A 12,565-nucleotide genomic window follows, 5' to 3' on the forward strand; every position below is an offset into this window, starting at 1 on the left:
AATAAACGTTAGCATTAGCTTAGATAAAATGCGATTTTTATCGAAAAGTTAATGAAAATCGGTCAAAAAACAGGGAAATCCCTACTTACGCACGGCATTTAGCAATATCTCACCACCGTTTTCCAGCATAAATTGTTGAAATGCCTGGGCTAATAAACTGGGTTTTCGATTGGCATTTTGTACTAAGCGCCATTGGCTGCGCACAGGAAAGTGTTCGACCTCAAGCACTTTCACCCCGGGAAGAATACCAAAATCCAAACTGAAACGACTTAATACCGAGATACCTAGCCCGGCGGCAACAGCCTGTTTTATCGCTTCACTGCTGGCAATAGTCATTTTTTCTCGCAGGTTAAATCCATGTTGCTGAAATAACTTCAGTGTTACTTCACGCGTACCTGAACCCGGTTCACGCAAAATAAAAGGGTAATGGCTTAAACGCGCGAGGCTAACACTCGGTAATAAGGTTAATTCATGACGTTCTGGCACCACAACGACCAGTTCATTGGTCAGAAATGGCGTTTCAACCACTTCGACATCTTCGGGGATCTGGCTGAACAAATAAAAGTCATCTTGATGCTCCCGCAGACGCGCATAGACCATGTCGCGATTTCCAATTTCCAATTTAACGTCCACCTGCGGATAACGCTTGTTAAATGCCGCCAATAATAGCGGCAGAAAATACTGCGCTGTGGTGACAACAGAAATAGATAAAGTACCAGTCACTACCCCCTGTAAATTATCAATATCGGTTTGCAGATTATCTAATGCCTGAAAGATCTGATTTGCACTGCGTAAAATGGCATAACCGGCATCGGTTAACTCAACCATACGGCCCTGTATTTGGTAGACGGGTAATCCGATTAATTCACTTAAATTCTTGAGCTGAATCGATACCGATGGCTGAGAAATAAATAATTTTTCCGCGACAACCGACAAACTACGATAGCGAGCCAATGCCTGAATCAACTGTAACTGCCTAATTGTTGGCTGTTTTACACCCATATATAGAATTTTATCTATGACTTTCATTAAAAATATATATTAGATTCTATTATAAATCACTTCTAAGATAAAAATCGTTTAATTGATTACAGCGAAATGAGACCTGCTATGTTAGAGACAATTTCACAGAACATCCGTGCATTAGGTACCGTGTTAGGGCAAACCATCGCCAATGAAACCGACCAACAGTGGTTAGACAATATTGAACGTGTTCGACTCTTGGCGAAAGACGGGATCGCCAACGATGATTTCGCCATTGAAGAATTAAAAACTCTGTTTCAGTCATGCGACGAGCAAAAACTATTAATTTACGCCCGCGCATTCAGCCAATTCTTAAACTTAGCCAATGTCGCGGAACAACAGCATACCACCAGTGAGCAAGGACTAGCTGAGCTGGATTTACCTCATCCGCTGGAATCATTAAAAGAAAAAATAGGCGATGTCGATGCACAGGCATTTCTTGCTGCCATTAACAAACTACATATTGAGTTAGTACTCACTGCGCATCCAACCGAAGTTAATAGACGTACCTTTATTCATAAATACCATGAAATTGCCGAACAACTGACAACAACTGGGGCTGAACTGAATGGTCGTATCGAAGAACTCATTGAGCAAGCCTGGAACACCAATGAAATACGTCAGCAACGACCAACGCCATTAGATGAATCTCGCTGGGGCTTAAATGCCATCAGTAACAGTCTCTGGCACGCGGTGCCAACTTTTGTTAGAGAACTCGATGATTTATGTCAACAAGTTAGCGGACAAACACTACCGTTAGATGCCAGACCTATTACCATGGCGAGCTGGATGGCTGGTGACCGTGATGGAAACCCATTTGTCACCGCCAAACTCAGTAGACAGGCAATTATTCAGGCACGTTTAATGGCTGCGGAGCTTTATCTCGAAGATTTTCAAAATCTCTACCTTGAGTTATCAATGAATAAGGCAAGTGACGGTCTTATTCAGGCAGATAGTAATAATATTGGGCCCTATCGCAACTTATTAAAACAAACTATCGCTAAGCTTGAACACAGTATCGTACTGCTTAAAAATAATAAAACCCATGGCGTTATCGCCAGTCCTGAAGAATTATTGCAGCCATTATACCGCTGTCGTGAAAGCCTGTTAGCCGCTGGTTTAACCCGTAGCGCCAATTCCTTATTACTGGATGTCATTCGTAAAGTACATTGTTTTGGCATTTCGTTAGTCAAACTCGATGTTCGTCAACACAGTGAGTTTCACGATCAGGCGATCGCTGAAATTGTCAGCGCATTGAACTTAGGAGATTACTTATCCTGGAGTGAACAGCAACGTTGTCAGTTTTTACAGCAGGAAATCAATAACCCGAGGCCACTCCTACCTGACGTTCACTGGAGCGAACAAACCCAAGAAGTATTAGATACCTTTAAGTTCATTGCTGAGCAACCCAAGGAAGTATTAGGTATTTATGTGATCTCTATGGCCAGCCACCAAAGTGACGTGCTGGCAGTAAATTTACTAATGAAAGCGACCGGTGTTAGCTGGGATATGCCGATAGCGCCACTATTTGAAACCTTAGATGATTTAAATAATGCCGCTCAGGTAATCGACGTTCTTTTATCGGACAGTGAATATGCCAAGCGCACCAATAACGCCCAACATGTAATGATCGGCTATAGCGATTCCGCAAAAGATGCCGGCGTGTTAGCCGCCGCTTGGGCACAATATCAAGCACAAGAATCATTAGTGGCAGTAGCGAAACGCCATCAGGTCACGCTTAAATTATTTCATGGCCGTGGCGGTACAATTGGACGTGGTGGCGGTCCAGCTCATGCTGCAATTGCCTCACAACCACCAGGCACATTAGAAGGTGGCTTACGAGTAACCGAACAAGGGGAAACTATTCGCTATAAATTTGGTTTACCCAACCTGGCAGTACGCAGCTTACATTTATATGCCAGCGCGATTTTAGCCAGCTTAGTGAAACCACAGCCAGCACCGAAAAAAGACTGGCGTGAGCTGATGGATAAAATGGCGCAGCGTGGTTGTGAAATCTATCGCGACTATGTTTGTGAGCAGGAAGACTTTGTCACCTACTTCCGTCAAGCAACCCCAGAGCAAGAACTTTCGTCATTACCACTGGGATCCAGACCGAGTAAGCGTAAATCAGATGGTGGTATTGAGTCCTTAAGAGCGATCCCGTGGATATTTGCCTGGAGCCAAAACCGATTGGTAGTACCAAGCTGGCTCGGTTTTGGTCAGGCAATCGCAGAGTTTACCCAACAGCATCAAGCAACAATTAAAGATATGCTCAGCAATTGGCCATATTTTAGGGCACGAATATCGCTCACTGAAATGGTTTATCTAAAATCAGATACCGATATTTCCAAACTCTACGATCAACACCTGGTTGAGCCTAAATTACAGCCATTAGGTGAACAATTAAGAACACAGCTAAGCGCTGATAAGGCAACAATTCTGGCGTTACTGGAACAAAGTGAAACCTTGGAAAGCGATCAATGGAACTTAGCTTCATTCCAATTACGTCGCCCTTATTTGCTGCCACTGCATTTACTGCAAATAGAAGCGTTAAAGCGCCTAAGAAAACAGCCGGAACATCCGCTATGCGAACAATTACTGATGGTCAGCATGACCGGGATAGCAACAGGTATGCGTAATACTGGCTAAAAAATAGTAGCGAAGAAATAACGGCTAGCAAATTAGTTTTCTATTCTGCCACCCACTGTGACAAAATTGCTGAGTTTTAACCGTACTAACTGCGTTTAAAACCTCAGCCTTTTTTATATGGAATAGATATGCGAGCAAGCTTAAGAAACAAAATCATAGCAACATGCGAAAAGAAAATCGCCACTAAGGGTAATAATGTTGGCATCTCTTTTTATGCTTTTTTCGCCAATAAAAATACCGAGCCAGAATTACTAATGGAAGCTGCAACCTGGTGGATACAAACTCATCAGCTCGATCATTTTGAGAAAGCAGAAAAGATAAAAACCATGATAGAAAATAACTTATAGTCGCTGCTCAATGCTAATCGCTAAAAACGTAGAGTAGATGCAGTAGCAAAATATACAACAAAAGCACCAAAAATTAGCATGCCGATCCCAATGAATAATAAACTGTTTGGGATAGTGATAGTGCTAACCCAAAACGTTTGTTCGCTCAATCGAATAGCTTGATAAGACAACCAACTCAACAACAGCCCAAACACTACACCAGCGATCTCCAAGACAAATAATAACGTCGACATTGGATCTGGCGATACTGGAAATATTTTAGCTAAATCCAATAAGAACACTAAGAAAAAGGCTAAACCTACAACACCAGTTAACTGATAAGCCCAGCGCTGTTTTTTAAACATAAAATACACCAGAGCAATTGCTACCAGCATCAAACTAGTTAAAAAAATATTAAACGACCAAGCAACTTCCGGGGCAAGATGGGAGAAATCCCGCGTTTCAACCGGACCGCCAGGCACCATCCAGGCTAACGTGATAATAGCCAGTATTAAAACGTAGATAGTAGATTTCGCATAATTCATCGATCGCAACTCCTCGGTATATTTATTTAGACCGACCGGTCTAAATAAATACTAATAGCATCATTGCAAACTTGTCAATATAATTTAGTCCAATCGGACGAAATTATTTAATACCTTTATGCCCAAAAAAATTGATCACGACGCTTACCGTATCGAGCTTGCACAAAATGCCATTCCGCTATTTTCTCAATATGGTTATAGCGGCTTGGGAATGCGAAAAATTGCCGACGAGTTAGGGATTTCCAAAAGTGCGCTCTACCATTATTTTCCGACCAAAAAGGCGTTGTTCCATGCCTGTACCGATTTAATCACTCAATTTGATATGCCGGACAACGAGTTAGCGGTAGCAAATAGCAGTAATGGCAAACTTCAGCAATTAATGCAGATTATCAAAGAAATAGAACCGACATTCCCCGGTGAAATGTCACTGCTTTTTGATTACTTACGTGGCCGTTCACCACAAGATATTGCCGAAGATGACAGTATGTGTCTGGCTAATCAACGATATGAAAAACTGATTGCGCAATTTGTCAGCCAAGAAGATAACCAACCCGTATTATGTCTGCTAATGGGTACACTGCTAATGCGCTACTTTAATGGCGCACAAACCGACTTTAGTGAAATAGAGTCCTGGCTAAGTAAAAAACTATAGCTTAGTGCGGGCTTTTTGCTCAACACAGCGTAATAATAAGTTTGCTCCGGCTTCAACATCGTGCCAGTGTGACCATTCGTCTGGTGCATGGCTGACACCATTAACCGAGGGAATAAAAATCAGCCCGGTTTCAGTAATGCTGGTAAAGAACTGACAATCATGTCCGGCGCCACTTGGCATGCGCTGGTAGTTTAGTTCCATCTGCTGTGCCTGTTGGTCGATAAAATCAACTAACGGCGCGCTACAATGTTGTGGTTCCAGCCAGCTAACCTGTTCGTATTCAAACATTAATTTATGGCGTCTGGCTATTGCTGACAGTGTTTTACGGCAAGCCAGACTCAAAGCTTCCATCACTTCCTGACTCATATCTCTAACCACTAAAGTAAAATCCACTTCACCGGCAATGGTATGAGCAAAACCTGGTTTTAGCTCAGCTTTACCAACGGTAATACGGCTATATTCTGTGCCATCTTCGTCTATAATACGGTTAATTTCATGAGCAAAATCGGCCAGCCCCATAAAAGCATCGCTGCGCATCTCCATTGGTGCCGTGCCGGCGTGATCCGCTTTGCCGAGCAGCTTTACTATCCATTTAAAGACGCCAGAAATCCCCTCAACTACGCCAAGTTGAATTCCCTTTTGATCCAGTACTGGGCCTTGTTCAATATGTAATTCAATAAAGCATTTTAAATCTTCGGGGTTTAATGCTGCACTTAATGCTTGCATCGGATCTAAATCACAGTGTTGCATCGCTTCTGCCAGCGGATAGCCGTCAGCATCATGCATGGTATAGATGTCATGTAAGGTTAATTTTCCAGTTAACGCCTGAGCACCAAACATACCACCAAAACGGCCTTCTTCTTCTGACGTGGCAATAACGCATATCGGATATTTTAACTCGACATCATTTTCTTTAAATACCCGTAAACATTCCAGACCGGCAATAACGCCTAATGAGCCGTCAAACATACCACCAGCAGGGACAGAATCTAAATGAGATCCAATAGCCACCGCCGGTTGATCGTCAGGACCAAAGCGAATCAGCACATTACCCGCTCCGTCCATATGTGCGTTAAAGCCCTCACTTTCAGCTAACGCCATTAACCAACGCCGAGCTGCCATATCTGCTTCACTAAAACCAGGACGATAAATACCTTTGTCTGCTTCGTTATAACCAAAATTTGAAAGAGTGAATAAGGTTTCTTTAAGCCGCTCGATATTGACCTGCATTTTGCCTCCTATAAATAAGTTCCCTCTCCAAAGTGTAGAAAATAACTGACATTTGTCAGGCCAATTGCTTTTTTATTTGCGACAGGTCAAAACCGCCAAAGCGTAAATTTATTAAATTATCTTTATTCAATGATGGCAATCAATGAGCTTTACAACAAGATGGCAAAACCTAACGTAGCGATCGTAATGCGACAACTGATCACTCAGATCCAACAAGAACTACCGTTGCACTTAACCGAAGCCCAGCTTTGTCATGGTAGTTGTTTAGGCTGCTCAAAAAAAATGATCGAAATGCTTGATGACCAACTCAGCTACTGGCAGGCAAACCTTGACGTTCAACAACCAAGCCTGGCAGATCTGGCGGAGTTAACTACGTTGGCACAACGTACGGCAAAAATCCTCAAGCGCAATGGCTGGTTAAATTAGCGATTAACGGTGAAACCACGTATGATATGGATATCACAATAACTATTATCGCGCTTCTATGTCTCAAAAAAAGCAACAAGATAAATACCTATTACTGGATAATCAGCTCTGTTTCGCCCTGTATTCCACTTCTTTGGCCATGACTCAGCTCTACAAGGAATACCTAACGCCGCTAGGATTAACCTATCCGCAATACACAGTGATGCTTATTCTTTGGGAAAAGGATGGTATTAGCTTAAAGAGTATTGCCGATAGGCTAGGGCAAAAATCCGGCTCACTAACCCCTGTGATTAAACGGATGGAAGCTGATGGTTTAATTAAACGGGTCAGAGGACTGGAAGATGACCGTACACTCAGTATCGAGCTAACCGATAAAGGGATAGCACTTAAAGCACAAGGCCGAAAAGTCAATCAATGTATTATTGAATCTTGTGGTATTGCTGAAGCCGAAATTATCTCACTCAGAGAACAGTTACTCTCATTGAAAGATAATTTGTTAAAATAAACTTGTGTAATAATGATTATCGCGATAACATTATTTTAAAGCCCAGACGATCTGGGTTTTATTTGAACAATTTAATTATCGCGATAACTATTATCGCAACTTTTATTTTACATGGCAGAAATAATTATGAACCGAATTTATCAAGCACAAGTGACTTCAACTGGCGGGCGCGAAGGGCGCTCAGTTTCAACTGACAATAGATTAAACCTCGCACTTAGTACACCGAAAGAATTAGGGGGTAATGACGGCGCCGGTACTAATCCAGAGCAATTATTTGCGGCAGGCTACTCAGCATGTTTTATTGGTGCAATTAAGTTTGTTGCAGGACAGCAAAAGCTGGCGTTGCCTAATGATTTATCAGTAACAGCTACTGTTGGTATAGGTGAAAATCCTAAAGGAGCGGGATTTGCTATCGCAGTTGACTTAAATGTTAGTTTACCGGGTTTAACACAACAAGTGGCAGAGCAGCTTATAGATACTGCTCATCAGGTGTGTCCGTATTCAAACGCCACCCGTGGCAATATAGATATCACTACTAACATTGATGTTGCAGCGAAATAAAAATGCTTTTATACCTGAGATTAGTGCATTGACGTTAAGTCGTGCACTAATCTTCAGTAGCAAGCAGGATTTAAACATTACTTGCTACTGCCAAGTAATTTTAGTGCAGACATTAAGGCCGGGTCTTGACCTTGTTCATCAGTATCCGCAGCAGCTAATTTAATTTCAGGAACAAAGTCTTCTCGGTAACTGCCATTAACATGATACAAACGTTCGAATCCCAATTCCAACCAGGCACCGCTTTCAGTTAATTCTACCCGCTTAATACCACCTAAAAGATCCGCCATCGGAGCACCGATCACTGCTTTTGCACCAAGCGCATCTAAACCTATGGTCATACCTTCTCCCATGCTGCCAGTCCAGTGTCCGGCGAGTACAACAAAAGGCTTCGTTATCAATGGTACTTGCGGACTGACAGTAGCTTGCTTCATTACCGTCTGTTGATAAGGCAAGTCTGCTTGTTGTTGATATTGCTGGTAAACCTGTTCACTACTAACAAAGTGAGAAAGTACCGGCTCTGCGACGCCAGTATTGCCACCACTTGGCGTATTTCTCAAATCAATAATATAACTATGACTTTGCTTAATATTTGCCAATGCCTGACGAAACTGACGAACGGTTTCTTCATTACCTAAACCATTATTAAAGCGAATATAGCCAATGCCATTTATTGCTTTAAAACTCACTGCAGGGCCATTTTTAAGCTGATTAATACTGGTATAACTTGCAGCAAGTGATAGCAGATGTTCTTCGTTATTATTAATAACGGTTAAAGTTCGCTTTTGATAGCGTTTACCACCAAGTGCAATGTTCAAGGCATAATTCTGTTGGCGCGGTGTCAATTTATCTTTAACTCTACCCGCGACGCGCTCAATCGCTTGCTCGATAGCTAAACCATCGATAGCACTAATCACCGTTTTCGGGCGTAACCCCTGCTCAAATGCTGCCGAACCGGATTTAATATCGATAATTACAGCTGTTCCGTCTACTAACTGAGCATAGATATCTGAGCCTGTGGGATAGACACTGTAATCATTAGTGTCATAAGGCCCCAGATTCAGATGAGGGTCGGCAAAGTTGCGCAAAAATGATTGTGCCAGATCGATAAATTCCTGCTCTGAAGTCGCCTTTAGTGCCTGAGCACGAAAATCGGCTGTTAAACGGCTAAAATCTTCATCCAGGCGATCAAGGTAAGCATAATCTGTTTTTAATACGCTAATAAGCTCATTCCAAGCTCGCTCGGCATTAATTGCCTGGCTCACTGGAGTTAACAATAGCAACAATAACCCAAAATATTTTCTCATTTTCATCTGCTAGTCTTTATTAATTAAAATCGTTGCTTGCAAAAGGCAAGCAACAAACAATAAGCGCTATTGTAATCAGTTGCTAATCTTTTACTAGCTAAAAAATCAATTAAATTCAAAGCATTATTAATAATCGCTGGAACTATAGCATTAGCTATTTCGCAAGTGTTTTAAACGCACGCTGTAAATCATCACATAAGTCCTGCTTGTCTTCTAACCCTATATGTAAACGTACTAAGCGTTTTTGATGTTTTTGTGTCGTTGTAGCACGCAAATGATGCGGCACCGCCGGCATTATCAGGCTTTCAAAGCCACCCCAGCTGGTGCCTATGCCGAACAGAGTTAAGCTATTAATAAAGCGTTCAAACTGCTTATCGTCACATGGAACTAACTCTATCGAAAATGGCCCGGCCGCACCGCTAAATAACTGTTGCCACAATTGATAATCAGGGCTCTCAGGTAGTGCCGGAAATAATAACTGTTGCACCTGAGGTTGTGCTTTTAGCCAGCTGGCGATATATAGCGCATTTTGCTGATGACGTGCTAAGCGAACACTTAAGGTACGCAGTCCACGTAACGCCAGCCAGCATGAATCTGGCGCAGCATAATTACCATGTAATTGACAATAATCACGCACCAGTTGCAGATCCTGATAGCTGCCGGTAATCGCTCCCAATAATACATCGGAATGACCATTAATATATTTGGTCGCCGCATGGATCGCCAGATTAATACCGAATCTGTGGGCATCAAAAAACACTGGCGTTCCCCAGGTAGCATCACAGGCATGCGGCACTTGATGGGATTTGGCAATTGCCGAGATTTTTTTGATATCAATTAATTTCATCGTCAGTGAGGTTGGCACCTCGGTATAGATCAAGCTGGTATGATTATCTATTAATGAGTCTAATTCCTGCTCATTGGCAAAATATTCCACCTCCACTCCTAGCTGCGCAAGCTCACTATCGGCGAATGCTTTTACCGGGCCATACACATCACGCTGAATTAATATCTGTCTTCCCGGTTTTGCATACGCGGCAAGAACAGAAAGGCAGGCGGTTAAACCACAAGAGGTCGCAATGCAGGACTCAGCATTGCTGATAGCCGCCATCGCCGACTGAAATTCCATCACAGTGCTAGTGCCGGAGCGGCCATAACGAGGTGTTTCAAATGCCAGCCCCTGATATGACGCTTTATAGGATGCAAGATCAGGAAATACAGTAGTTGATGCCCTAACTAAGGGCGGATTTACTGAAAACGAAGCTGTTGCCTGCTCACGGCCTTGATGAATTAGTTTAGTACTGATGTTATTCACAATTTCTCCGTTATTATTTTGCCATTCTGTGTGTAATTTCTGTCAAAACTGTTTGCAAGTAAGAAACGACTCCTAAGACAACAGGTTCAATTTATTCTAAATTGACTTGATTTCGAAAACATGACAAAAACAAACTAAATTCAGACGAATTACTAGCAGATGACTAAAAGTACCCACTCCGCTGATTACCAACAACTAAAGCAAGATTACGCGCTAATGACAAAAAAGTTCCCAAACAATAGTCAAGTCGCGGAACATCACCATAGAAAGCATCAACTGCTATTTGCTACTCAAGGATTAATGCAACTGAAAATTGCCAGTGATATTTGGTTGATACCGAATAACAAAGCGATACTAATTCCGGCGAAAACGCGACACTCAATCATGATGCTCAGCAAAGTGACCATGCAAACTCTTTATATTGAGCCATCCGCCTATCAGAAAGAAATTAAGCTAAAAGTGATTGCCGTTAGCCGACTGATGCGGGAACTGATCATTGCCTTAGCACAAGAACCGCTGTGTTACTCCACTGGTAGTAGAGCCGCACAGATAGCAAATTTGATCGCATTGGAATTAACCGCGGCAAAAAACGAACCGATATTAATCAGCCAACCTAAAGACTCTAGGCTTATAAAAATTTGTAATTACCTTTTAACCCATCCGGCAGACAATAAGACTTTAAATGAATGGGGCAATACCTGTGGCGCTTCAGAACGAACACTGAGCCGATTATTTGCCGCCGAACTCGGTGAAAATTTTCGCCAATGGCGACAAAAAGTGCGGCTAATGCACGCCATCAAGCTGTTAAATGATAATAAAAGCATTAAACACATTGCCCGAGATTGTGGCTATAGCAGTTTAAGCGCCTTTAATACAGCATTTATCAGCCAGTTCAGCTGTTCACCATCGATCTATATAAAGCGATTGATTTCTTGACATAAAGGTCATTTAACGCCCAAGCTATTAGCGTGGCCCAAATAACTTAGCTTGAACCATCAAACTAAGTATTATCATAAAATTATGATCAATCACCTATTTACTATTGTCTTGTTAAAGCTATTGCTACTAGTCTGGTTTAGCCCAACAGCTCATGCCCAGTGGCGTGTTGCCGTTGTTGGCAAAACCAAAAACGATAGTTTCTATCAGCAATCTTATAAAGGCTGTTTGCATTTCGCCAAAACACACCAAGAGATAGACTGCATTTATGATGGCCCAGATGATTATCAGGATGTGCGCGCACAAGTGATTAAAGTAAATGCCTTAATGAAACAGGGTATAGATGCCTTACTGATTTCCACTACTGATTCTGCCATTTTAGTTAATGGCGCATTAACAGAGTTAGCACAAAAAAACATTCCGGTGATTACCTTTGATTCCGATTTGCTGCCTGAACATCAAACGCATAGATTAAGCTATGTTGGTACCAATAATTTCGATTTTGGCAGAGCATTAGGGGAATTTATCAAACAATACCAAAGCGATGAAAAACAAATGCTTTGCTTACAATCTGGTCATCAAACAACACCAAACTTAAACGAGCGCATTGCCGGAGTTCGCTTTGCGCTTTCAGGCCAGAAAACGGATAAAATTAACGGTCAAAATGGTTGGTATGAACACCCTCGCTGTCCATTATTCAGTTTAGGCAAACGCTCAGTGGCAGTTCATCAACTTAAAGCCATGATTTTACAGCAGCAACCGCTGATATTTTTAGCCGTAGCAGGCTTTGCCCAATTCAGCCCAGATTATATTAAGCAAATAACCCCATATAAGACACGAATAAACAAAAATGATGTTGTCTTTGTTTCTGCCGATACTGAAGATACTCAGCTAAAAGCACTAAAATTGGGGTTATCTACCGCCAATATCGGACAAAAACCGTTTGAAATGGGGCGCTTTGGCACCGAACTGCTCTATAACTATCTGACTAAAAAGCAGCTGCCAAAACAGCAATATTACTATTTAGATTATCATTACTGTACCGAGAAAAATGTCAAAAGCTGCACTAAAAATCACTAATAATGCCGTCAGC

General features: G+C 42.0%; 13 protein-coding genes. 8 read left to right on the forward strand and 5 right to left on the reverse strand.

Features of this window, described 5'->3' with window-relative positions:
* Window positions 1-81 precede the first annotated feature (81 nt).
* Complete coding sequence (locus tag QQK06_RS08025; protein ID WP_284244138.1) at window positions 82-1,029, reverse strand: LysR substrate-binding domain-containing protein; 948 nt, start codon at window positions 1,027-1,029, stop codon at window positions 82-84.
* 81 nt (window positions 1,030-1,110) lie between these two features.
* Between QQK06_RS08025 and ppc the strand changes: the two genes are divergently transcribed.
* A complete protein-coding gene (ppc, locus tag QQK06_RS08030; protein WP_284244139.1) occupies window positions 1,111-3,672 on the forward strand; it encodes a phosphoenolpyruvate carboxylase in 2,562 nt (853 codons plus the stop codon).
* 128 nt (window positions 3,673-3,800) lie between these two features.
* Complete coding sequence (locus tag QQK06_RS08035; protein WP_284244140.1) at window positions 3,801-4,019, forward strand: DUF6500 family protein; 219 nt, start codon at window positions 3,801-3,803, stop codon at window positions 4,017-4,019.
* Window positions 4,020-4,039: 20 nt separating this feature from the next.
* On the opposite strand, the gene QQK06_RS08040 is transcribed toward QQK06_RS08035, so the two are convergent.
* Window positions 4,040-4,543, reverse strand: coding sequence for a DUF8051 family protein (locus QQK06_RS08040; RefSeq protein WP_284244141.1), 504 nt, complete (start codon window positions 4,541-4,543; stop codon window positions 4,040-4,042).
* A 118-nt stretch (window positions 4,544-4,661) separates the two neighbouring features.
* Here QQK06_RS08040 and QQK06_RS08045 point away from each other — a divergent pair, with 118 nt between their 5' ends.
* Window positions 4,662-5,195 (forward strand): TetR/AcrR family transcriptional regulator, encoded by a 534-nt coding sequence (locus QQK06_RS08045; RefSeq protein WP_284244142.1) that lies wholly within the window; start codon window positions 4,662-4,664, stop codon window positions 5,193-5,195.
* Here the strand turns inward: QQK06_RS08045 and QQK06_RS08050 are convergent.
* The gene (locus QQK06_RS08050; protein ID WP_284244143.1) at window positions 5,190-6,425 is read right to left on the reverse strand and encodes a Zn-dependent hydrolase; all 1,236 of its coding nucleotides are present in this window, start codon (window positions 6,423-6,425) and stop codon (window positions 5,190-5,192) included. The two genes, QQK06_RS08045 and QQK06_RS08050, sit on opposite strands and share 6 nt — an antisense overlap.
* Before the next feature lie 159 nt (window positions 6,426-6,584).
* On the opposite strand from QQK06_RS08050, the gene QQK06_RS08055 reads away from it, so the two are divergent.
* From QQK06_RS08055 to QQK06_RS08065, 3 genes are all read left to right on the forward strand, one after another.
* Window positions 6,585-6,851, forward strand: coding sequence for a hypothetical protein (locus QQK06_RS08055; protein WP_284244144.1), 267 nt, complete (start codon window positions 6,585-6,587; stop codon window positions 6,849-6,851).
* 58 nt (window positions 6,852-6,909) lie between these two features.
* Entirely contained in the window at window positions 6,910-7,356 is a 447-nt protein-coding gene (locus QQK06_RS08060; protein ID WP_284244145.1) for a MarR family winged helix-turn-helix transcriptional regulator, read from the forward strand.
* Window positions 7,357-7,482: 126 nt separating this feature from the next.
* Window positions 7,483-7,917: an organic hydroperoxide resistance protein gene (locus QQK06_RS08065; protein WP_284244146.1), complete on the forward strand. Its 435-nt coding sequence runs from the start codon at window positions 7,483-7,485 to the stop codon at window positions 7,915-7,917.
* Between the two features lie 77 nt (window positions 7,918-7,994).
* On the opposite strand, the gene QQK06_RS08070 is transcribed toward QQK06_RS08065, so the two are convergent.
* Both QQK06_RS08070 and QQK06_RS08075 read right to left on the reverse strand, forming a co-directional pair.
* Window positions 7,995-9,221: a S41 family peptidase gene (locus QQK06_RS08070; RefSeq protein ID WP_284244147.1), complete on the reverse strand. Its 1,227-nt coding sequence runs from the start codon at window positions 9,219-9,221 to the stop codon at window positions 7,995-7,997.
* 154 nt (window positions 9,222-9,375) lie between these two features.
* Complete coding sequence (locus QQK06_RS08075) at window positions 9,376-10,536, reverse strand: trans-sulfuration enzyme family protein (RefSeq protein WP_284244148.1); 1,161 nt, start codon at window positions 10,534-10,536, stop codon at window positions 9,376-9,378.
* A gap of 159 nt (window positions 10,537-10,695) precedes the next feature.
* Between QQK06_RS08075 and QQK06_RS08080 the strand changes: the two genes are divergently transcribed.
* Window positions 10,696-11,472: an AraC family transcriptional regulator gene (locus QQK06_RS08080; RefSeq protein WP_284244149.1), complete on the forward strand. Its 777-nt coding sequence runs from the start codon at window positions 10,696-10,698 to the stop codon at window positions 11,470-11,472.
* A gap of 84 nt (window positions 11,473-11,556) precedes the next feature.
* Window positions 11,557-12,552 (forward strand): substrate-binding domain-containing protein, encoded by a 996-nt coding sequence (locus QQK06_RS08085; RefSeq protein WP_284244150.1) that lies wholly within the window; start codon window positions 11,557-11,559, stop codon window positions 12,550-12,552.
* Window positions 12,553-12,565: the final 13 nt, after the last annotated feature.

Origin of the sequence: Thalassotalea insulae (assembly GCF_030161395.1) — a bacterium.
Lineage (GTDB): Bacteria > Pseudomonadota > Gammaproteobacteria > Enterobacterales > Alteromonadaceae > Thalassotalea_E > Thalassotalea_E insulae.